Below are 24,195 nucleotides of genomic sequence, written 5' to 3' on the forward strand. Positions count from 1 at the left end.
TTCAGACCTGACAGGTTTTTAAAACCTTTCAGGCATTTTTTTCGTCACAACCACTCAACTACTTCGTAATCTCCCTAAAAACAGCTTCCAGATTTTTATTTTTCTGATTGAGTTGTAAGGTTCTCAAACCATGGGCATTGGCAAAATCAAAAACCGTTGGTCGCATATCGGTTTCGGACTCAAAGGTTAGTTCCCAAATCATATCATGGGTATTTTTATAGGATTTCAAATGAGGTATTTTTGCAATTGCCTCTTCTTCAATTTTATAATCAAATTCTACTTCAATAACTTGTTCTTTATCGGCAGAAATTAATTTGTCTAATTTTTTATCAGTTACAATTTTACCATTATTGATAATAATTACTCGATCACAAATGGCCTCAACCTCTTGCATAATATGCGTAGAAAGGAAAACAGTTTTGTCTTTTCCAACATTTTTAATCACATTTCTGATTTCTACCAATTGATTTGGATCCAATCCTGTGGTAGGTTCATCCAAAATTAAAACGTCTGGATTATGTAATAATGCATTCGCCAAACCCACACGTTGACGATACCCTTTTGATAATTGTCCTATTTTTTTATGGCTTTCTGATAATAAACCTGTCAATTCAATAACATCGTTAATTCTGGATTTCGCAACCTTATATACATCGGCATTAAAAGCCAAATACTCTCGAACATACAAATCCAAATACAAAGGATTGTGCTCTGGCAAATAACCAACTGACAACTGAACCGCTTTTTGATTTGAAATTACATCAAAACCATTCACAACTGCAGTACCTTCATCGGCACTAATGTACGTTGTTAATATTTTCATTAAAGTTGATTTTCCAGCTCCATTTGGGCCTAAAAACCCCACGATTTCTCCTTTATTTACAGAGAAAGAAACTGCATCCAACGCTTTTTGGGTACCGTAACTTTTGGAAATATTTACAACTTCAATTGACATACTATTTGATTTTGAACAAAAGTAAGGAGAAAAATTCTGTTTTTACTATAATGTAGATTGCAAAATGGGAAGCACTTTTAATTGGGATTTTAAATATTTTCAAAAGGCAAACCAAACTTCAAATTTATTCAATTGAAGCACAATTGGTTAAACATGAATAAATCTCAATTTCAATAGCTTTTAACGATAATTTGATAAATTTAGTTAGTTCAATTTGAGAAATTCCTTTTAATTTAAAAAATTAAATTTTTTATAGTGTTTAAACAAATTTAATCTATAAATTTGCTAAACATTAATGGACAAAAATGAACAATAATTTCAATTTTACGCATTCTTATTATTTCTTCTTTAATAGAAGTAAGGATTGTGCTGTGGTTGTTTGAAACAAATAAAAAAACAAATAAAAGCTATACAATCCTGATGAAAATCAGGATTTTTTTTTGATTATATATGATACAAAAAGTTGCAATACAAGGAATAAAAGGTTCGTTTCACCATCAAGTGGCATTGGAATATTACCACCAAGACGTTGCCATTGAGGAATGCATGTCATTTGAAGAATTGGTGGATAGCCTTTTGTCAGGGAAATCGAATCAAGCGGTTATGGCAATTGAGAATTCAATTGCGGGTTCAATTATTCCAAATTATGCGTTGATTGACAAGAATAATTTACATGTGATTGGTGAATATTACATGGATATTCATCAAAATTTTATGGCGTTGAAAGGACAAAAAGTAGAGGATATTTCAGAAGTACATTCGCATCCAATGGCATTATTACAATGTATGGAATTTTTAAAAAAACTCCCGAATATTAAAGTTGTCGAGGATAAAGATACCGCTGAAACTGCCAGAAGAATTCATCAAAATCAATTGATGGGAATTGCAGCAATTGCAAGTAAAACCGCTTCAAACATGTATGATTTAGAAATTTTAGTTCCAGAAATTCAAACCATTAATAATAACATGACTCGTTTTGTTATTCTAAATAAAGAGAATTCATTTGTTCCAAAACAGGAAATAAACAAAGCCTCTTTGAAATTTGAATTGGATCACAAACGGGGAAGTTTAGCGGCGGTTTTGAACGTAATGAGTGATTGTAAATTGAGTTTAACGAAAATTCAGTCGTTGCCAAAAATTGAAACGCCGTGGAAATATTCCTTCTTTGTGGATGTAACTTTTGATGATTATGATGATTATTCCAAAGCAAAATCTTTATTGGAAATTATGGCGGAATATTTCAAAGTTTTAGGAGAATATAAAAACACAAAGCCAAGCCCTATAACAGGGAATTAGTAGAGCAGCAAATAGTTATATTTTTAGCATAAATAACAATAAATAAATTGGAAAATTTAAAAAATAGCACGATTTCTTCTTCGGCTCCCTCTCCTTCGGGGAGGGCTGGGGTGGGGCTTGCAAAACGTATCGCCATAGTTGAAGAATATTATTTCTCATCAAAATTGAGAGAAGTTCGACAACTCATTTCTGAAGGAAAACCGATTATCAATATGGGAATTGGCAGTCCAGATATGGCACCTTCTAAAAGTGTTATTGAAGCAATTCAAAATGCCGTGACCGATGAAAATGCGCATCAATATCAGAGTTATCAAGGGCTTCCGGAATTGAGAAATGGAATGGCTGATTTTTATAAAAACAACTTCCAAGTTGAATTGAATTCTAATTCTGAAATTTTACCTTTAATGGGTTCAAAAGAGGGAATTATGCACATATCATTGGCTTTTTTGAATGAAGGCGATGTCGTTTTAATTCCAAATCCTGGGTATCCAACCTATACTTCTGTAACAAAATTAGTAGGTGCAACACCTGTTTTTTATGATTTAATTGAAAATAATAATTGGGAACCTGATTTTGAAAAATTAGAACAACAGGATTTGTCCAAAGTAAAAATAATGTGGATTGGTTATCCGCACATGCCAACGGGCGCAACTGGAAGCTTGAATTTGTTAAGAAAAATAGTTGCTGTCGCCAAAAAACATAATATTTTAGTAATTAATGACAATCCCTATAGTTTTGTATTAAATGGAAATCCAATTTCAATTTTGCAAGTTGACGGAGCAAAAGAAGTGGCTTTAGAATTGAATTCGCTATCCAAAACATTCAATATGGCAGGTTGGCGAGTGGGAATGGTTTCTGGAAAATCTGAATTTATCGATGCCGTTCTAAAAGTGAAAAGCAATATGGACAGCGGTATGTTTTATGGCATTCAAAAAGGAGCAATCGAAGCGTTGAAATTAGATAAGTCTTGGTTTGATGCACAAAATCTAATTTATCAAAAACGAAGAAATCTCACCTTTGAATTGGCGAAAAAATTAGGTTGTACGTATGATGAAAATTCGGTAGGATTATTTGTTTGGGCAAAATTACCAGTTGGAATAGTCTCAGCAGAAGATTTTGTAGATAAAATATTATATGAAAAAGATATTTTTATTACACCTGGAACCATATTTGGAAGTAATGGAGAAGGTTATATTCGGTTTTCACTTTGTGTTAAAGAAGAAAAAATACAAGAGGCAATTTCGAGATTTTAGAAATCAATTTGATTAAATTTAGGTAGAAAAGATGAATGTATATATAATAGGAGTTGGATTAATTGGTGGTTCGATGGCGTTGGACATAAAAGCTAATTATGATAATGTGACCGTTTTTGGGATTGATACCAATGAAAATTATATAGAAGAAGCTTTAAATTTGAATAGTATCGATAAAAAAGCATCGATTTCTGATTTGGTTGATGCCGATTTTGTGATTCTTGCAGTGCCAGTTGATATTGCTTTAGTAATTTTGCCAAGTATTTTAGATGTGATAAATGAAGACGCATTGGTTTTTGATGTGGGTTCTACAAAATTTCCTATTTGCGAATCAATTTTGAATCATTCAAAAAGGAGAAATTTTATGGCAACACATCCTATTGCGGGAACAGAATTTTCGGGACCAACCGCAGCGATTTCAGGATTGTTTCAAGGCAAAACAAATATTATTTGTGAGGTTGAAAAAACAACATTTAAATTGCAGCAAAAAGCATTAGAATTATTTGACAAATTGGGAATGCGAATTCGATATATGGATGCAAAATCCCATGATAAACACATTGCCTATGTTTCTCATTTGTCTCATATAAGTGCATTTATGTTGGGTAAAACAGTAATTGAAAAGGAAAAAGACGAGCGAGATATTTTTGATATGGCGGGAAGTGGATTTGAAAGCACGGTTCGATTAGCCAAAAGTTCACCGGCAATGTGGACGCCAATATTCAAACAGAATAAGAAACACGTGGTTAAAACATTGGGGGAATATATTTCTAATTTATCGAAATTTAAAGAATTATTAGAAAGCGATAATTATGAAGCTGTTTATGATGAAATGCAAAGTGTGAATAAAATAAAAGAGATTTTAAATAATTTCAACAAGCAATAATAAATAATAGATTAAGCAAAAATAGATTAAAATGGAGAACAAGAAAGAAATGAGAACGTGGTTAGATGAATTCAATTTGACACATCCGTTAGTGATTGCAGGACCTTGTAGTGCAGAAACAGAAGAACAAGTTTTGAAAATTGCACACGAATTAAAAAATTCGGACGTTAGTATTTACAGAGCAGGAATTTGGAAACCAAGAACGCGTCCAGGTGGATTTGAAGGTGTTGGTGCAATAGGATTGAAATGGCTTCAAAAAGCAAAGGCAGAAACGGGATTGTTGATGGCGACAGAAGTTGCAAATGCAGCTCACGTAAAGTTGGCTTTGGAACACGATATTGATGTTTTGTGGATTGGTGCAAGAACGACCGTTAATCCGTTTGCCGTTCAAGAAATTGCTGATGCTTTACAAAATACAGACAAAATCGTATTGGTAAAAAACCCTGTAAATCCTGATTTGGCTTTGTGGATTGGTGGCGTGGAGCGTTTATATAATGCAGGAATCAAAAAATTGGGACTAATTCACAGAGGTTTTTCTACGTATGAAAAAACGAAATACAGAAATATTCCCGAATGGCAAATTGCAATTGAATTGCAAAGTCGTTTCCCAGATTTGCCTTTAATTTGCGATCCTTCGCACATTACAGGACGTCGTGATATGATTCAAGAAGTGTCGCAGCAAGCATTAGATTTGAACTATGACGGATTGATTATCGAAACACATATTGATCCAGACAATGCGTGGAGTGATGCAGCACAACAAGTTACTCCAACAGCTTTGAAACAAATTTTTAATGATTTACGAATTAGGAAAGTTACTATAGAAGAAGACGATTACAATACCGAAATGATTAAGTTGAGAGCAAATATTGATATTGCGGATGCTAAATTATTAGAATTATTGGGCAATAGAATGAAAGTTGCAGAACAAATTGGCGCGTTGAAAAAATCTAAAAATGTGGCTGTTTTACAAAATAAAAGATGGAATGAAATCCTTGGAAAAATGGTCCTTGATGGCGAAGAAAAAGGATTGAGCGAAGAATTTATCTTGAGATTGTTCAAGGCAATTCACCAGGAAAGTATTGGTCACCAAGAGAAAATAATAAACAGCTAGAATCTCAATTACATAAATAATAAAGCAAAGACCAATTATTAATTTAGTTGGTCTTTACTTTTAAAAATAATAATAAATGATTCTCCGAATAAACTTTATCTTTGCCAAATGACAGGACTCGTTTATAAATCTACTGGAAGTTGGTACACTGTAAAATCGGAACAAGGTGATTTTATAGAATGCCGTATGAAAGGGAAATTCCGAATCAAAGGAATTAAAAGCACCAACCCAATAGCAGTGGGTGATTGGGTAGATTATGAGCTCGAAGAATCTTCCGATACAGTAACAGGTACGATTCATAACATTCACGATAGAAAGAATTATATCGTTCGGAAATCAGTGAATTTGTCACATCAAATGCATATTATTGCCTCTAATATTGATAGGGTTTTTCTATTAATTACAATAAATAATCCACCTACAACGACTAATTTCATTGATCGTTTTTTGGTAACTGCCGAAGCATACGGAATTGAAACCGTTTTGATTTTTAATAAAATAGATACTTTTGATGAAGCTACTTTAGACGAACAATTGTATATGCAGCATATTTACCAAGAAATTGGCTATCAATGTTTGCGAGTTTCATCTACAGAAATGAAAGGAATTGAGGCATTGAAAGAACTTATGATTGGAAAAGTAAGTATGTTTTCGGGGCATTCTGGCGTTGGAAAATCAACATTGGTAAATGCGATGGAGCCTAATTTGCATTTAAAAACTAAGGTTATTTCCGAACAAAGTAAGCAAGGGCAACACACAACAACTTTTGCAGAAATGTACGATTTGAGTTTTGATGCCCGAATTATTGACACACCAGGAATTAAAGGTTTTGGGATTGTAGATATGGATGCAGCAGAAATTAGCGGTTATTTTCCAGAGTTTTTTAAGTTGAAAGATCAATGCCGATTTAATAATTGTTTGCACAAAGACGAGCCACATTGCGCTATAAAATCTGCCTTGGATAAAGATGAAATCCCCTGGTCTCGTTATAAAAGTTACCTTAAAATATTAGAAGGAGACGAAGAAAATTTCCGTACGGATATTTATAATGAAGACAGAATTGCAAGTGATGAAACGAGGAATAAATAGTATTCAGTGTTCAGTTGTCTCAAACTTTTCATTTTATTGTAATTTCAAAAGTATTCAGTATTTAGATTTTTCAATTTATAATTCATAATTAATTTGAAAGTAATTTTACAAAGAGTTTCTTCGGCATCGGTAACTATTTCAGAAAAAATAGTAGCCCAAATTGACAACGGACTTTTAGTTTTAGTTGGAATTGAAGATGCAGACACACAAGAAGACATTCATTGGCTTAGCCAAAAAATTGTAAACCTTCGGATTTTTGGTGATGAAAAGGGCGTTATGAATTTATCTGTAAAAGACGTTGATGGCGATATTATTGTAGTAAGCCAATTTACATTGCATGCCAATACCAAAAAAGGAAATCGACCGTCCTATATAAAGGCATCTAAACCTGAAATTGCCATTCCTTTATATGAGAATTTTGTTCAACAAATGGAATTGGAATTAGGAAAAAAAATCCAAACAGGAAAATTTGGTGCTTATATGAAAGTAGCTCTTGAAAATAATGGTCCGGTTACAATAATTATTGATAGTAAGAAAAAAGAATAAAACTATTGTATATTTTTTGTTTATATTTGGTTATTATTAACTTTTACATGCCTTATTTTGAAACCAAAAATACTAGTAATATTATTTTTTTTCCTTTCAGGATTTTTATATTCTCAAAAAAATCAATATTTGGCATCCAAAATAGTTGATAGTTTAACGACAAATGCCAATGCTGTTGTACGTTTAATTCAATTGGATATTACCATTTCCTCTCAAAGAAATATGACCGTAAATATCAAAAGGATTGTTACGGTATTAAATAAAAATGGACTAGGAGCAATAAATGCCATTTCAGGTTATGACAAAACATCCTCAATTAATACCATCGAAGCCATTGTTTATGATGCTTTTGGAAATGAAATAAATAAAATAAAAAGAAAAGATTTTAAAGATCAAAGTGCAGTTGACGGAATTACACTTTTTTCAGATAACAGAGTAGTTTTTTTAGATTATACCCCTATAACGTATCCTTTTACTTTAGAATTTACATGTGATTCAGAAACATCAAATACAGCAGCTATTCCAAAATGGATGCCAATTGCGAATTATTTTACAAGTGTAGAAAAAAGTATTCTAAATGTTTATTACCCAAGTAATTTAGGATTCAAAAAGAAAGAATTTAATTTTTTGAATTTTCAGATTAAAAAAACCGTTGATACTTCATCACAGTTATCCTATACCGTGGAGAATATTGTAGCACAAAAACCAGAGGATATGAGTCCCGATTTTCAAAATATTTATCCAAAAGTCATCATGGGATTGGAATCCTTTAATCTTGAGGGCGTTGATGGAACTGCAAAAAACTGGAAAGAATATGGGCAATGGTTTTCTGAAAAGATCCTTTCAGGTACAAATAACTTGCCTGAGGAAACGATTTCTAAAATTAAAAACCTTGTTGGTGCTGAAATAGATCCAATTAAAAAAGCTAAAATTGTATATAAATATGTTCAAAATAAATCAAGATACATAAGTGTTCAAGTTGGAATCGGCGGATTTAAACCAATGCTTGCAAATGATGTAGACAGATTGAGTTATGGCGATTGCAAAGCGTTATCAAATTATACAAGAGCACTTCTGAGTGCTGTTGATGTTCCATCTTATTATACGGAATTATATGGCGATTCAGATAAAACGGATATAGAATCTGACTTTTCATCTCTTCAAGGAAATCATGTAATATTAGCTGTTCCTAATAAAAATGAGTATGTTTTTTTAGAATGTACAAGTCAAGACACTCCCTTTGGATACCAAGCAAATTTTACAGACGATAGAAATGTTGTAGTTATAAAACCGGAAGGTGGGGAAATTATACGAACAAAAAATTATGAAGCAAAAGACAATACTCAAATTAGTAAAGGAAATTATTCAATATCTGAAATAGGCGATTTTAATGGGAATTTGTCAATTGTTTCCGAAGGCACTCAATATGGAAAAAAATACTATTTAGAAAAACTTCCTCCAACTGAAAATGAAGCTCATTACAAAAGCTACTGGGACAATATCAATAATTTAAAAATCAATAAAACTTCTTTTTCAAATGATAAAGAAAAAATTGTATTTATCGAAAATGTTCAAATTAATGCTGAGAATTATGGGGCTATTTCAGGAAATAAAATTTTATTTATAGTAAATGCTTATAACCAATATTCAGGAAATCTAAAAAAAATCAGAAACAGACACAATCCATTTGAAATTGAAAGAGGGTTTTTGGATACTGATGAAATTAATATTGTTTTGCCAAACGGTTTTACAATTGAAGCACTACCGGACAATGTTGAATTAACCACTAAGTATGGTATTTATAAAACAGAAATTATCAAAAAAGACGTGGTAAATCTTATCTACAAAAGAAGTTTTTTATTAAAAAAAGGACTTTATCCAAAAGAAGAGTATGAAGAATTCCGCCTTTTTATTGAAAAAATAAAAAGAAATGATAACTCGAAAATTGTAATAACAAAAATTTAAATTAAAAAACCATGAAAAACCACAAACTACTTATTCTAATAATTCTAACCTCTGTTTATGCTGGATTTTCCCAAAAAAAACTTGAATTGGGAAAGGTTACAGTAGAAGAATTAAACGAAAAAATGCATCCAATAGATTCTTCGGCAGTAGCGGCAGTACTTTTTCAAGTGGGAAGAACCTTTTTTGAATATTCAGATATTAACGGTTTTGGAATGATCACAGAAATTGACACCAAAATAAAAATCTATAAAAAAGAAGGTTACAGCAATGCCAATCAAGCTTACAGTTATTTTACTGGAGGATCACCCGCTGAAACAGTTTCTTTTTCAAAAGCGATGACCTACAACCTTGTTGATGGTAAAATTCAAAAAGCAAAACTAAAAAGCGATGGGGAGTTTACGGAAAACAAGTCTAAAAACTGGTTTCGAAAAAAAATCACACTTCCGGATGTAAAAGTGGGTTCCATTTTAGAATATAGAGTTGTAATCCGTTCACCCTATTTTTCAACTTTGCCAGAGTGGTATTTTCAAAAAGATATTCCTGTAAATTATTCGGAATTTTTAGCGTGTATACCAGAGTATTATATTTATAACGTTAGAAATAAAGGGTATGTTTTAATAACAACTACGGTAGATAGCAAAGGTAGAAGTATCACATTTACTAATAAGGACAAAGGGGAAATTAGCTATGATAAATTAGAATATTCGGAAATTCAGACCAAATATGTGGCTGAGAATGTCCCTGCTATGAAAGACGAGGCCTTTGTTAATAATATTGACAACTACACATCCTCAATAATTCACGAACTATCAGGAAAAAGAATGCCGCAAAGCACCTATGAAAATTTTTCTTCCGATTGGGATGGGGTTGTAAAGAAGATTTACAATGCAGATAATTTTGGGGCTGAAGTTGAAAAAACAGGATATTTTGAAAAGGATATTGATATTATTCTAAATGGATTGGTAACTTCTGATGAAAAAATAGCAGCTATATTTACCTATGTAAAATCAAGAATGAATTGGAATAACGATAATAGTTACTATTGTGACGAAGGGGTTAGAAAAGCCTATAACGATAAAACCGGAAATGTTGCCGAAATAAATTTGATGCTTGTTTCCATGTTGCGCTATGCAGGAATAGATGTTAGTCCAGTATTGTTGAGCACTCGTTCAAACGGAATTACTGTTTTCCCCACTCGAACTGCTTTTAATTACGTGGTTGCAGGAGTTGAAAGCAATAATAACTTACTACTTTTAGATGCTACACATAAATATACATTACCCAATATTTTGCCATTTAATGCTTTGAATTGGGTAGGAAGAATCATTCGAAAAAACGGGACCTCTGCAGAGGTTGATTTAATGCCGAAAGGGAATTCTAAAGATGTAATTAATTTGGTAGCAAGTATTGAAAAAGACGGAAAAATGACAGGAAAAGTCAGAGAAAATTATTTGGATTATAATGCGTACGCTTATAGAGAACGGTATAATGCAACCAATAAAGAAAGCTATTTGGAGCAGCTTGAAAAAAAATATCCAGGAATTGAAATTGGCGAATATGAAGTGCTTAATAAAACTGATTTATCAAAGCCGGTTATCGAAAATTATTCCTTTACACACAACAATGCAGTTGAAATAATAGGAGATAAAATGTACTTTTCTCCCATGTTTTTTTTAGCAGAAACCAAAAATATTTTCACGCAAGAAAAGAGAGAATATCCAATTGATTTTATTTTCCCACATCAGGACAAATACAATATAAGTTTCACTATTCCAGAGGGATATGCTGTAGAAACAATTCCGCAATCAAAGTCAGTAGCCATGATGGACGGAATAGGTAGTTTTAAATACCTAATTTCTAACAATGGAAATCAATTTCAGATAGTATACACTTTAGACATTAATCAAGCAATTGTTGGTTCGGATTATTATGATGTGTTAAAAAATTTCTTCAAAGAAATAGTTGATAGACACAGTGAGAAAATTGTTTTAAAGAAATTGTAACTTGCGCTCTTAAGTTAAATAAACTGCAAGAATCTATGAACCTGAAAAACTCACAACTCGAAGTTGACAATTGGATAAAAGAACACGGCGTTCGTTACTTTAACGAACTTATAAGCGGGGTTTTAAAAATCTAAATTATGAGCAATATAAAATTATTTGAAGACAAAAAAGTAAGGTCGCTTTGGAACGAAGAAGAAGAAGAATGGTATTTTTCTGTAGTTGATGTAATTCAGGTTTTGACGGATTCTATTAATCCTACAGATTATTTAAAGAAAATCAGAAAGCGCGATATTGAATTAGGAAACTACATAGGGACAAATTGTCCCCAGGTAACTATGTTGTCAAATGGTAAAAATCGTAAAACATTAGCTGGAAATTCAAAAGATATTTTCCGAATAGTACAATCCATCCCATCGCCAAAAGCAGAGCCATTCAAACTTTGGTTAGCCAAAGTAGGAAGTGAACGATTGGACGAAATTGCCGATCCCGAAAAAGGAATTGATAGATTAATGGAAACCTATCTCAAAAAAGGGTATTCCAAAGAATGGGTAAACCAGCGATTAAAAAGCATTGAAGTCCGAAAAGATTTAACCGATGAATGGGAAAATAGTGGTGTGAAAAAAGGACAAGAATATGCTATTTTAACCGATGAAATCACAAAGGCATGGAGCGGACTTTCGGTTAAAGAGTATAAAAATCTTAAGGATTTAAAAAAAGAAAATCTTCGAGATAATATGTCAAATTTGGAATTGGTATTGAATATGCTTGCTGAAGCCACAACAACTGAAATCAGCAAAGAAAAAAAACCTAAAACCTTTTCTCAAAGTAAAACAATTGCCATTCAAGGCGGAACCATTGCGGGAAACACCAGAAAAGAAATTGAAGCCAAAACAGGCAAGAAAATAGTAAGTCCTGTATCCGCTAAAAAACTATTAAATACTAAAAATAATGAAGAATGAACCTAAAAAACTCCCAACTCGACGTTGACAATTGGATAAAAGAGCACGGCGTTCGTTACTTTAACGAGCTTACAAATATGGCGCAACTGACGGAAGAAGTAGGGGAAGTAGCCCGAATTATTGCTCGTCGTTATGGGGAACAATCCGAAAAAGAATCAGATAAAAATAAAGACCTTGGCGAAGAACTTGCCGATGTGGTTTTTGTGGTTTTGTGTCTCGCCAATCAAACAGGAATCGATTTGCAAGCCGCTTTTGATAAGAAAATGGATTTGAAATCTGTTCGCGACAAAGACAGGCACAAAAATAATGAAAAATTAAAATAAATTAAATCTCTTTGTACCTTTGGGGTTTCCGTGAAAAAATAAAATATGAATTTACTACTGAAATCTAAAGCATTATATCTTAACGCTGAAATTAAAATCACAGGTTCTAAATCGGAGACCAATCGGTTGTTATTGTTACAGGCATTGTATCAAAATATTACTTTAGAAAACACTTCCAATTCTGACGATTCAGAGGTAATGAGTAGCGCCTTGTCAACCAAAAACCAACAATCAACAATCAACAACCAAATAATAGACATTCACCACGCAGGAACAGCAATGCGTTTTTTAACTGCCTATTTTGCATCACAAGAAAATAGAATTGTGACCTTAACGGGTTCTTCAAGAATGAAAGAACGTCCAATTAAAATTTTGGTTGAAGCATTAAAACAACTTGGCGCCAAGATTGATTATCTTGAAAATGAGGGCTTTCCGCCAATAAAAATCACAGGTCAAAAACTCACAAACAACAAAGTTTCGCTTCCAGCAAATGTAAGCAGCCAATATATTTCCGCACTTTTATTAATAGCACCAAAACTTCAAAACGGCTTGGAATTGACATTAATAGGCGAAATTACGTCCATTCCATATATCAAAATGACCTTAAATTTGCTTGAAGAAATTGGAGTTGAAACGGCATTTATTGGTAATGTAATTATAGTAAAACCTAAGAATCAAGACGAAAAACTTAAAACTCTAACCGTAGAATCCGATTGGAGTTCCGCATCTTATTTCTATTCCATAATTGCACTTTCAGAGGTTGGTTCACAAATAACGCTTTCAAGTTACAAGAAAAACAGCTTGCAAGGTGATTCCGCATTAGTAGAAATTTACAAAAAACTGGGCATTGAAACCCATTTCAATGGAAATAAAATGAAATTGGTAAAACAACCCAATTTCAAACTTGACCCGAGCGATAGCGAACAGGCGAAGCAAACTTTAAACCTTGATTTAAATAACACGCCCGATATTGCGCAAACCATTGTGGTAACGTGCCTTGGATTAGGATTTGGATGTCATTTGACAGGATTACACACCTTGAAAATCAAAGAAACTGACCGTTTGGAAGCCTTGAAAACAGAACTTTCAAAACTCGGAGCTTCAATTTCAGTTACCGACGAAAGCTTGACATTAGCACCTTCAAACACTATTAATCCGAACCAATCCATCGCAACCTATAATGACCACAGAATGGCAATGGCTTTTGCTCCGTTGGCATTGAAAACAAATATTAATATAGAAAATGCTGAAGTAGTTTCTAAATCCTACCCCGATTTTTGGAATGATTTAAAATATTTAGGATTCGAAATTTCGTAACAAACCCCTAATTCATTGGTTAAAAAGATGCTTTTCTTCTCCCTCTCCTTTGGAGAGGGTTGGGGTGAGGATAAATAAACATCAAAACACTTGACAACGCCTATCTCACAATCGTATATTTGCACTCGATTTTAAATTACGAGCAGCAAATTCATAATTTATAATTCATAACTTATAACTTCCTTAAAATGAAATTATCCCATTTTCAATTCAATTTACCGAAAGAACTTCTTGCGGAATACCCAGCAGAAAACAGAGACGAAGCTCGTTTAATGGTTATCAACCGTGAAAAGAAAACTATTGAGCACAAAATGTTCAAGGACGTTATTGATTATTTTGATGATGGCGATGTAATGGTAATCAATAATACCAAAGTTTTTCCAGCCCGTTTATTCGGAAATAAAGAAAAAACTGGAGCAAGAATCGAGGTTTTTTTACTTAGAGAATTGAATGCCGAACAACGCCTTTGGGATGTTTTGGTAGATCCAGCTCGTAAAATCAGAATTGGAAACAAATTGTATTTTGGCGACGACGATTTGTTGGTTGCAGAAGTAATCGACAACACCACTTCTCGCGGAAGAACCTTGCGTTTTCTTTACGACGGACCTTACGATGAGTTCAGAAAAAAACTAACAGATTTAGGAGAAACGCCTATTCCAAAATACATTAATAGAGAGGTAACTCCAGAAGATGCTGAGCGTTACCAAACAATTTACGCAAAAGAAGAAGGCGCTGTTGCAGCTCCAACTGCTGGATTACACTTCTCAAAACACTTGTTGAAAAAATTAGAAATCAAAGGAATTCAATTTGCCGAAGTAACCTTGCACGTTGGTTTAGGAACGTTTAATCCAGTTGAAGTAGAAGATTTATCAAAACATAAAATGGATTCGGAAGAGTTGAAAATCAACCAAGAAGCCTGCGATATTGTCAACAACGCTAAAATCAGAAAACAGCGTATTTGTGCCGTTGGAACCACTTCAATGCGTGCTGTTGAAAGTGCTGTTTCGTCCCAAAGAACCCTGAATACATTTGACGGTTGGACAAATAAATTCCTTTTTCCACCCCACGATTTCAGTATTGCAACGTGTATGATTACCAATTTTCACACACCAAAATCAACATTATTGATGATGGTTTCAGCATTTTGTGGGCATGATTTAATGAAAGAAGCCTACGAAATCGCCATCAAAGAAGAGTACAAATTTTATTCTTACGGTGATGCGATGCTAATTATCTAATTACAATTCAGTTCAAATTATACCAAAAATCTCGTCAGCAATGGTGAGATTTTTTTGTTTATTTATTTTCCATTTTTAAAACTCACTGTTATAATTTCTATTATTTTCACTATTTTTACACCACTAAAAAACTAACAATGACATTCCAAAACACCAAAGAATTTGCACAAGAATTGGATAAACAAGACGAACTTAGTTCCTACAGAAATGAGTTTAGTTTTCCACAGGTTAATGGTAAAAACGTAATTTATTTCACAGGAAATTCACTTGGATTACATTCAAAAAGAGCAAAAAAATATGTAGATGAGGTAATGACCGATTGGGAAAACCTCGCTGTTGAAGGTCATTTCTATGCCGAAAAACCTTGGTGGGATTACCACGAACGTTTTGCAAATCCGTTAAGTAAAATTGTAGGCGCACTTCCATCAGAAGTTACCGTAATGAATACATTGACAGTAAATCTTCACTTGATGATGGTGACTTTCTACAAACCAACACCAAAAAGATTTAAGATTCTTTGCGAAGCCAAGGCTTTTCCAAGCGATCAATATATGATTCAAAGCCAAGTTAATTTTCACGGATTAAATTCTGAAGATGCCATTGTTGAAATTCAACGTCGAGAAGGAGAACATAATATCCGACTTGAAGATATTTTAGCCAAAATTGAGGAAGTCGGTGACGAATTGGCTTTGGTATTAATTGGCGGAGTAAATTACTATACGGGTCAAGTTTTTGATATGAAAACCATCACCGAAGCGGGGCACAAAGCTGGAGCTTACGTGGGTTGGGATTTGGCGCACGCCGCAGGAAACATAAAATTAAATTTACATGATTGGAATGTTGATTTTGCTGCTTGGTGCAGTTATAAATATATGAATTCAGGACCTGGAAATGCTTCGGGTTGTTTTATTCACGAGAAACACCACAACAATACAAGTTTATCTCGTTTTGCAGGTTGGTGGGGACATAATAAGGAAAGACGTTTCAAAATGGAACCTACTTTCGACCCAGTTCGTGGTGCTGAGGGATGGCAAATTAGTAATTTACCAATTCTATCACTCGCTCCTTATTTAGCATCTGTGGAAATGTTCGATGAAATTGGAATGGAAGCGTTGATTAATAAAAGGAATAAAATTACGTCCTATTTAGAGTTCATTCTACAAGAAATCAGCAAAGAAGTAAACGGTTCATTCGAAATCATTACTCCCAAAAATCAGGAAGAACGAGGCTGTCAACTTTCTGTGTTTCTTCACGGCGAAGGGCGTCCCTTGTTTGATTATTTGATGAATAGCGGCGTAATCACGGATTGGAGAGAGCCAAATGTTATTCGTTTAGCACCCGTTCCTTTATATTGTTCTTTTGAAGACATGTACAATTTTGGTCAAATATTAAAAAAGGGAATTCTAAAATAATTTAATCTTAAAACACTTTTTCAAAACCTGTTCATTTTTAGGAACAGGTTTTTTTATTTCTCATTTTCCAAAAATGGCATTATCAAATTTTTAATTTTTAATTTATATTTTAACTTACCCCTAAAATTTATGGGGTGTAAATTGTAATATGATAAAAATTATATATTTTTTGATATTTTTTTAGGGGGTATAAAATATTTTTTTACTTTTATTCCGAATTTAAATCAAAAAACAATGAGAAAAATTATTTTAAGTGTGATTCTAATCACGATTTTGGTATTATCCATTTTTTCAATTTATTTATTTCCTGAAAGTACAGTTTTAGGAGAGCATGTTGTGCCTCTTAAATTAGATACTGGAGATACCGCTTGGATGCTTGTAGCTACAGGACTAGTATTATTAATGACTCCTGGATTAGGGTTCTTTTATGGTGGAATGGTTGGTAAAAAAAATGTAATTAGTACAGTATTACAGAGCTTTATGGCGATGGTAATCGTAACTGTATTATGGGTTGTAGTTGGATTTGGATTGTGTTTTGGACCGACAATTGGTGGTTTCATTGGGGACCCAACGTCAAATTTGTTCTTTAATGGAGTAAGTGCAAATTCTGCTTGGGAATTAGCACCAACAATTCCATTTATACTATTTGCTTTATTCCAAGCAAAATTTGCAATTATCACACCAGCTTTAATAACAGGAGCTTTCGCAGAACGAGTTCGATTCTGGGCTTATTTGTTATTCATGGTTTTATTTATAATTTTCGTTTACGCACCACTTTGTCACATGACTTGGCATCCTGATGGAATATTCTTCGGATGGGGAGTTTTAGATTTTGCTGGAGGAACGGTAGTTCACATGAGTGCGGGTTGGGCTGCATTAGCTGGAGCTATATTTTTAGGAAAAAGAAAAGTACAAAAAGCAAATCCTGCTCGTATTACTTATGTATTATTAGGAACAGGATTATTATGGTTCGGTTGGTTCGGATTCAATGCAGGTTCAGCTGTTGGCGCTAGTAGTCTTGCTGCTCAAGCATTAGGAACTACAACAGTTGCTGCTGCTGCTGCTGCAATGGGTTGGGTATTTTTAGACAAAATACTTGGACACAAACTTTCAGCAATGGGGGCTTGTATTGGAGCCGTAGTAGGATTGGTTGCTATTACTCCTGCTGCTGGTTTCGTAACAATTCCTTCTGCCTTAGCAATTGGATTTATTGCAAGTATAGTGAGTAATGTTGTAGTTAGTAAATTCCCAAAAGGCAAAGTTGATGATGCTTTAGATGTTTTTGCGTGCCACGGCGTAGGCGGAATGGTGGGAATGTTATTAACAGGAGTATTTGCTTCAAAATCTGTAAATGCAATTGTTGGTGATAATCAAGGGTTAATTTATGGCGATGCGACTTTGTTTTTAATTCAATTAAAAGCATTAGTTATTGTTTCTATATTTGCATTCACTGTTTCTTATGCCTTGTTCTATATTGTAAATAAAATTACTCCTTTAAGAGTCAGTGAAGAAAAAGAAGAACTTGGTTTGGATATTTCTCAACATGGTGAGTTTCTATAAAAAAATAGTTTTTAGTTTCGGTACAAATTTTCTGATTATTGCGGTATGCGTTCGTATTCATTTTTTTAAAATTTGTTCCGAAATAGAATCAATTTATCAATCAATTTATTAATTAATAAAAATTAACAACAATTAAACATGAAAAAAAGTATTATTATTTTAGTTACTGCTTTAACCACTTTATTCTCTTTTGCTCAAGACTCTCCATTGGAAATATCAGGTTCTGCCGATCTTTATTACAAATATGATTTTGCCAAAACCGCTAATATCCCTACTAGTTTTGCAACAGATCAAAACTCAGTTTCATTAGGTATGATAGATGTAGTTTTAAAGAAAAAAACAGGTAAAACATCTTTTGTTGGAGAAATTTCTTTTGGGCCTAGAGGTGCAGGACAGTCTATTCCAGACGTTGCAGGTCAATCGTTTCACATTCAAAACTTATATGTTACTTATGCTTCTACTGATAAATTAAGCTTAACAGCAGGATATATGGGAACCTTTATTGGGTATGAAGTAATTTCACCTTTATCGAATTTTCATTATTCGACTTCTTATTTATTTACGAATGGTCCTTTCCAAAATGCTGGAGTCAAAGCGAATTACTCCATCTCTAGCAAAGTAGGTTTAATGTTAGGTTTATTTAACGATCAATGGAATACGTACCAAGCAGATGCTAAATTGGGTTTAAATGCTACTGGGGCTCAGTTAACATTGACTCCAAGTAAAAGTTTTACAGCTTATGTTAATTACTTGCATGGGTCTGCTAGCGGAACTATTGTTGATTTGACAGCTGCCTATCAAATTTCCGAAAAATTTAAATTAGGAGTTAACGCAGCGGATTATTCAGGAACTTTAAGTGGAACAGGATATAAAGGGTTTGCAATATATCCATCTTATGCAATATCTAATACTTTTGGAATAGGCTTACGCGCGGAGTCTTTTAAATCTAAAATTTCAGATGTATTAGTAACAGCTTACACTATATCAGCTAACTTAAAGTCAGGTGGTTTAACATTTATTCCTGAGTTTAGAATGGATAGCGGTTCTGATAAAATATTTGTTAATTCAAGTGCTGTAGCTACAAAATCAGCTTCACAGATTTCATTTGCTATGGTGTATGGATTTTAGATTAAAAACACACAATAATGAGTAACACTATTTTTTGTTTTTTAAAGACCCGATTTGTCGGGTCTTTTTTATTAGTAAAGAATTAATTATGTCTCGATTATTAGCAAAAAAACAACCTCTTAATTGCTTAAGAGGTTATTTTTGTGGAATCGCCGGGAATCGAACCCGGGTCCAAACAAGCAACTAAAAAACTTTCTACACGCTTATTTCCTGATTGAATTTTCGATGTTGTGTTTGACCAGAAACAGTCGCACAACACGTATCTTCTTAATTTCGAAATCCACCCGAAGCTCATGGAAATCTAGGTTTAAATTTACGATTCACCTTTATCGACCGCTATAAACCAAAGCTTTCGTGGTGAATCCTGCTTTCCTACCTTGTAGGACGAGGCTAATCTTACTTTAATTCAGATTATGCAGCAAGAGCGTAGTTTCCTTCGCCGTGTATGTGTTTTGAAACCTTTTATTAGCGAGAATTGTCCCAGTTCTCGACGTGCTTACTTCTCAATTCGACTTGCTGTCAAAACCAGTCGACCCCAAATTAGACTACAAAGATAGTGTATAAATTAATTGTAAATTAAAAATCATAAAAATTGAAAAACTTTTATTCGATAATAATTCTCTTAACTACTTTTTTATCTCCATCTTGAACTGTTACAAGATAAACTCCGGATTGAACATGATCAAGTTGAACGTTTTGAGAGAACAATCCAGTATTGCTATATTTATTATTCAATATTGTTCTTCCTCTCATATCATGAACAGAAATTGCTATTTCATTATTCGAAGATGAATTGAATTGAACCGTAAAGTTACCTTTATTTGGATTTGGATACAAAACAAAGTTCGATAATGAATTATCAACAACAGCCATGATAGCTTGACTTAACGAACAAATATTTAAACTCCAGCTATTTATTGTTCCACCATCTTGATCGTAAGGATCTAAAACTTTTAATTTCCAATTTCCACTTATAGCTTGTCCATTAAAAGCAGACAATAGTTGTAAAGGTTTAACAGTTCCTGAAATTGCAGGATTTGTAGCGCAAACTACTGTGCTTCCAGAATCATCAAAAGTTGCCGTTATATTTAATAGTGAAGCATTTGTACAAGGTCTTGCAACTAATTGAATTTCTGTTCCGTTAGGACTAATTACTGAAATAGTCATATCATTAACCCAAGTATGGCTTATGTCAACAGTGACATTTACATCAGAGACTATATTTTGAGAAACCATTGCTATAGTTGATATAAATGGAACTGTATTGGCAATTATAGGTATGTCAATAGGAGTATCCGTTGCAGTATTTGTTAAACAAACTAGTTGACCCGTGGTGAATCTATAACCTATACTATAGGCGCCTGAACAAGCGGGGCTTTTAGGAAGTACTCTCCAATAATAATTAGTAGCTTCAGATAAGCCAATTGGGGAGTAGGAATTTGTACTTACTGTTGCTGTCCTAATAATCGTTGAAAAATTCGCATTTGATGCTATTTGCACATCGTAAGAAGTTGCTGCAGGATTTAATGTCCAAGTTAAAACTACTGATAATGGATTTATTGTTGTTGTTAAATCGGCAGGACTAGTTAAAGTTTGTGTTCCAAAATTAGAATTAAATATTTCTAAATAAAATGAAGCATTTTTAATGACGGCACCCGAAGTTGCTATTACTGTCAATGGAATTAATCCCGCTGATGTAGATGCGGTTGTGGTCACGGTCATAGTCAAAGTACCACTTGCAGTCATTGTTGTTGGTGAAAATGTAGCTGTAATACCTGTTGGCAAACCAGTTGTTGTAAAAGTTGTTGCTCCCGTAAATCCAGCATAAGCAGTATAAGGAATTGTAAAAGTTGCACTACCTCCTAGACATGCTTGTTTATTTTGTTGTTCTGCTACTCCATTATAGGCGATTGCAAAACTTGAAGTAGGTGCCGAGATAACAAAATCTGCATTAGAAATATCAAAAAAGATATGGTTATATCCTTTAACCATTATTCTGTTTGAAGTTCCTGCATTATTTGGCACAGTAATGATAGAACTACCGTTATTTGGAACCTTACTCGCTAATTGAATTGGGTAAGTATAACCTCCATCTGTTGAAAGAAATATATCTACAAAAGCAGCATTTATTCCATTAGCAGTTGTACCGGCAACATTCCAAGTCACCGTTTGATTAGTACCTACAACCCAAGAAACCATTGTATTTGGTGAACTTACAACAAAAGGACCCGCAGTTGAAATAACATTAACAGCCATATCAGCGTAGGCCGTTTGACCCACTTTCACTGGGGCAACTGGACTGTAAGGGGCATTGTCTCTTACAGTCAATCTAAAGTTTAAAACTCTATCAACTGAACTTAATGCTTCAGATAACATACCTGCATCTCCGCCAACCTGACTGGTTGTATATGAACTTGCTATTACTGATTCTAATTTTGGAAAATATCTTAAAGGGGAAGCTGTAGGACTCCACGACAGAAAATTTGGACCTATTGTTTTGGTTTCACTAGCACTACTATTTACACCTGTAGACGCACCACCATCATCATTTTGTTCCCAACAATACGTTAGTACATCAGTTGTATTAGCATCGGTTGCAACACCTTTGAGCACAAATGGAGTACTAAATGGGATACTATAGTTCCCAACTGCTTGAACTATTGGAGTAGCATTAGCAGTTAATGGCGTAGTAATTGGACATGTTTTAGTTGCTAAATTATTTTGTATTTGTTCAATAGATGCTTCGTGATAAATATCAATTGAATGAGGTGCTAAATCTTGACTAGTTATTCCGGCATAACCCATAATAGTAATCCCAGAACCTACTTCTTTATTTACACCACTTCCTTCATTTGAATTAGAAAATGTATGATTTGCTCCCATTTGATGTCCCATTTCATGAACGACATAATCAATGTCAAATGAATCTCCTGACGGTATCCCATTTGCTGGAGAGGTGATTCCAGAACCTTTGTTTAAATCCGTTAAACTTGATGTGTCATCTACGCATACACAACCGATACAACCCGCATTTCCACCACCACCGGTTTTACCAAACATATGACCTATATCATACGCAGCATTATTATCTGCTAAAGACGTCCCAGCACCAGTTAAAGTAGAGCTTAAAGTGTTTTGCAATTGTTTGTTCCAATTGGCTAATGTAGTGTAAGGATCTGTACTGGCAACATAATAAATAACGTTAGTTGTACTAGCAACTAAGTTTAAGTGTAACGCTAAGTCTTTTTCGTAAACGCCATTACAACGAGTTAATGTAGCGTTAAAAGCTGCTAAAACTAATGCAACTTGAGTAGCACTTGTGGCGCCAAAATAATTCGCATATTCACCATTACAAGAAAGCGCTAAACGCATCGTTTTTAATTGGCCAGCGCTAGATTGAATTGTGTTATTGTTTATTACCGATTTTGAAGTTGATTGGATTACAGAATTTTCTTGAACAGTTGAACAGGCCCAACCTGAATTCTTGTTGTTTCTTTGAGATTTAAAAACAGCATAAACGGAATGATCTTGAGAATAGGCCTCAATGAATTCATTTTCTTTATCGGTTCTAAAAACCATAGTTTGAATTCCCTGTGGAGAAATACTTAACTTTAATGTGGCATATTTATCTGTAATTCCTTTGCCAGAATACGCTCTAATTTCAGGAAACTTTGATTGTAATTCCCCATCAAAATTAGGAGCGTCATTCACTTCAAATTGTTCGATTTGTCCATCTGAATTAGGTAAAGAAATTATTGTAGAGTGTTTCCCAGTTGAATCTTTTATCAATGAAAACAGTTCTTGTCTTAAGAGAGTAATATTTAAATCGTATAATTTAAATTCTTTTGGGTAATTGTCCCTTGCTACTGATTTATCAGTTATAATTTTATTTGTATTCAAATTAGGTACAGTCCAATACGTTTTATTTTGTCCATTGACATTACAAAAAAAGAGTATTGCGGTGAAAATTAATAGTAATTGTTTATTCATTTTAGGGGTTTTTAGTTTATACTTTAATTTTTTCCAAATATATAAAAAAAGTAGGTATTTTTTAATTAATATTCATTATTTAACATCAAAATAAAAAAAAGTGAGTGATTTAAACTTAAAAACTCAAAAGCGCCAAATTCTTAAGATTTATAATTATTTTTAAATATTTTAAAAGAAGATAGTATAAATTTGCAACTTTATAAAACTCATTTGCTTGAAAACTTTTCATTCTATAAACGATTTCAAATCAACAAAGAAAACCATTGTTACAATTGGTACATTTGATGGTGTTCATGTTGGGCATCAAAAAATTATTGAAAAACTAATTCAAAATGCATCAGAATACAACTACGAAAGTTTAATTCTCACTTTTTTTCCTCACCCGAGAATGGTTTTGCAAGAAAGTTCGGGCATAAAACTTTTGAATACAATTGATGAAAAGAGTATTTTACTTGAAAAGTTGGGTGTAGATAATTTAATTATACATCCTTTTGATAAAGTATTTTCAAGGCTTACTGCTGAAGAATTTGTAAAAACAATTTTGGTTGATATTTTTAACATCAAGAAAATTATTATTGGTCACGACCATCGCTTCGGGAGAGATAGAACTGCAAATATTAATGATTTGGAACTTTTTGGGAAACAATTTGGCTTTGAAGTAGAACAAATTTCTGCTCAAGAGATTAACGCAGTTGCTATCAGTTCTACAAAAATTCGCAACTCAATTATTGATGGAAACATGGCTGTAGCCAATGAATATCTGGGTTATAATTACCTGTTAACGGGAATTGTAATTGAAGGAAAACAACTTGGCAGAACAATTGGTTTTCCAACTGCCAACCTAAAAATGGTAGAAGAATACAAACTTATTCCGAAAAATGGGGTTTACATCGTGAAAAGTACCATTAATCAAAAAACAGTTTTTGGGATATTGAACATTGGAATAAATCCAACTGTAAATGGAGAAAAATTATCTATTGAAGTCCATTTTATTGATTTTGATAGCGATTTATACCGCTCAAAAATAACTATTTCTGTTTTGGAAAGAATTCGAGAGGAACAAAAATTTGATTCAATTGAAATATTAAAAAACCAAATCCAAAAAGATAAAGATTTGGCTATTTCTTATATAATAGAACATAGCTAAATCTATAAACTAGC

18 protein-coding genes, 1 other RNA gene and 1 pseudogene are annotated in these 24,195 nt (G+C 33.3%); 17 read left to right on the top strand and 3 right to left on the bottom strand.

The features are described 5' to 3' along the window. Positions 1-58 precede the first annotated feature (58 nt). Positions 59-955 (bottom strand): gliding motility-associated ABC transporter ATP-binding subunit GldA, encoded by an 897-nt coding sequence (gene gldA / locus AC9UEH_RS02650; RefSeq protein WP_509528135.1) that lies wholly within the window; start codon positions 953-955, stop codon positions 59-61. Positions 956-1,405: 450 nt separating this feature from the next. On the opposite strand from gldA, the gene AC9UEH_RS02655 reads away from it, so the two are divergent. The 16 genes and pseudogenes from AC9UEH_RS02655 (at position 1,406) to AC9UEH_RS02730 (ending at position 19,044) form a co-directional block, all read left to right on the top strand. Then, positions 1,406-2,251 (top strand): prephenate dehydratase, encoded by an 846-nt coding sequence (locus AC9UEH_RS02655; protein WP_509528137.1) that lies wholly within the window; start codon positions 1,406-1,408, stop codon positions 2,249-2,251. 110 nt (positions 2,252-2,361) lie between these two features. Then, positions 2,362-3,504 (top strand): pyridoxal phosphate-dependent aminotransferase, encoded by a 1,143-nt coding sequence (locus AC9UEH_RS02660; protein WP_509528177.1) that lies wholly within the window; start codon positions 2,362-2,364, stop codon positions 3,502-3,504. Positions 3,505-3,535: 31 nt separating this feature from the next. Next, the gene (locus AC9UEH_RS02665) at positions 3,536-4,390 is read left to right on the top strand and encodes a prephenate dehydrogenase (protein WP_509528138.1); all 855 of its coding nucleotides are present in this window, start codon (positions 3,536-3,538) and stop codon (positions 4,388-4,390) included. A gap of 31 nt (positions 4,391-4,421) precedes the next feature. Beyond that, complete coding sequence (locus AC9UEH_RS02670; protein ID WP_509528140.1) at positions 4,422-5,504, top strand: chorismate mutase; 1,083 nt, start codon at positions 4,422-4,424, stop codon at positions 5,502-5,504. Positions 5,505-5,612: 108 nt separating this feature from the next. Then, positions 5,613-6,593: a ribosome small subunit-dependent GTPase A gene (gene rsgA, locus AC9UEH_RS02675; protein WP_509528141.1), complete on the top strand. Its 981-nt coding sequence runs from the start codon at positions 5,613-5,615 to the stop codon at positions 6,591-6,593. A gap of 93 nt (positions 6,594-6,686) precedes the next feature. Continuing rightward, positions 6,687-7,139 (top strand): D-aminoacyl-tRNA deacylase, encoded by a 453-nt coding sequence (gene dtd / locus AC9UEH_RS02680; RefSeq protein WP_509528143.1) that lies wholly within the window; start codon positions 6,687-6,689, stop codon positions 7,137-7,139. Between the two features lie 129 nt (positions 7,140-7,268). After that, complete coding sequence (locus AC9UEH_RS02685; protein WP_509528144.1) at positions 7,269-9,104, top strand: DUF3858 domain-containing protein; 1,836 nt, start codon at positions 7,269-7,271, stop codon at positions 9,102-9,104. Between the two features lie 11 nt (positions 9,105-9,115). Then, positions 9,116-11,107 (top strand): transglutaminase family protein, encoded by a 1,992-nt coding sequence (locus AC9UEH_RS02690; RefSeq protein ID WP_509528145.1) that lies wholly within the window; start codon positions 9,116-9,118, stop codon positions 11,105-11,107. Positions 11,108-11,142: 35 nt separating this feature from the next. After that, a pseudogene (locus tag AC9UEH_RS02695) lies at positions 11,143-11,217 on the top strand (pyrophosphatase); the annotation flags it as partial. Positions 11,218-11,244: 27 nt separating this feature from the next. Next, a complete protein-coding gene (locus tag AC9UEH_RS02700) occupies positions 11,245-12,066 on the top strand; it encodes a BRO-N domain-containing protein (protein WP_509528146.1) in 822 nt (273 codons plus the stop codon). Then, complete coding sequence (locus tag AC9UEH_RS02705) at positions 12,063-12,389, top strand: nucleotide pyrophosphohydrolase (RefSeq protein ID WP_409207910.1); 327 nt, start codon at positions 12,063-12,065, stop codon at positions 12,387-12,389. The genes AC9UEH_RS02700 and AC9UEH_RS02705 overlap by 4 nt, the downstream gene beginning before the upstream one ends. Before the next feature lie 45 nt (positions 12,390-12,434). Continuing rightward, positions 12,435-13,706, top strand: a complete 1,272-nt coding sequence (gene aroA / locus AC9UEH_RS02710) for a 3-phosphoshikimate 1-carboxyvinyltransferase (RefSeq protein WP_509528147.1) — start codon at positions 12,435-12,437, stop codon at positions 13,704-13,706. A 188-nt stretch (positions 13,707-13,894) separates the two neighbouring features. After that, a complete protein-coding gene (gene queA / locus AC9UEH_RS02715; protein WP_509528148.1) occupies positions 13,895-14,944 on the top strand; it encodes a tRNA preQ1(34) S-adenosylmethionine ribosyltransferase-isomerase QueA in 1,050 nt (349 codons plus the stop codon). A 137-nt stretch (positions 14,945-15,081) separates the two neighbouring features. Then, positions 15,082-16,356, top strand: coding sequence for a kynureninase (gene kynU, locus AC9UEH_RS02720; RefSeq protein ID WP_509528149.1), 1,275 nt, complete (start codon positions 15,082-15,084; stop codon positions 16,354-16,356). A gap of 234 nt (positions 16,357-16,590) precedes the next feature. Then, positions 16,591-17,916 carry an ammonium transporter gene (locus AC9UEH_RS02725; RefSeq protein ID WP_509528150.1) on the top strand — a complete coding sequence of 442 codons (1,326 nt, stop codon included), beginning with the start codon at positions 16,591-16,593 and terminating at the stop codon, positions 17,914-17,916. Between the two features lie 138 nt (positions 17,917-18,054). Next, positions 18,055-19,044: a porin gene (locus AC9UEH_RS02730; protein ID WP_509528152.1), complete on the top strand. Its 990-nt coding sequence runs from the start codon at positions 18,055-18,057 to the stop codon at positions 19,042-19,044. Positions 19,045-19,185: 141 nt separating this feature from the next. On the opposite strand, the gene ssrA is transcribed toward AC9UEH_RS02730, so the two are convergent. Both ssrA and AC9UEH_RS02740 read right to left on the bottom strand, forming a co-directional pair. Continuing rightward, positions 19,186-19,581, bottom strand: a transfer-messenger RNA (tmRNA) gene (ssrA, locus tag AC9UEH_RS02735). Between the two features lie 66 nt (positions 19,582-19,647). Next, positions 19,648-23,034, bottom strand: coding sequence for a zinc-dependent metalloprotease (locus AC9UEH_RS02740; RefSeq protein ID WP_509528154.1), 3,387 nt, complete (start codon positions 23,032-23,034; stop codon positions 19,648-19,650). A gap of 214 nt (positions 23,035-23,248) precedes the next feature. Between AC9UEH_RS02740 and AC9UEH_RS02745 the strand changes: the two genes are divergently transcribed. Next, positions 23,249-24,181: a bifunctional riboflavin kinase/FAD synthetase gene (locus AC9UEH_RS02745; RefSeq protein ID WP_509528155.1), complete on the top strand. Its 933-nt coding sequence runs from the start codon at positions 23,249-23,251 to the stop codon at positions 24,179-24,181. Positions 24,182-24,195: the final 14 nt, after the last annotated feature.

Origin of the sequence: Flavobacterium sp., assembly GCF_040402835.1 — a bacterium.
Lineage (GTDB): Bacteria > Bacteroidota > Bacteroidia > Flavobacteriales > Flavobacteriaceae > Flavobacterium.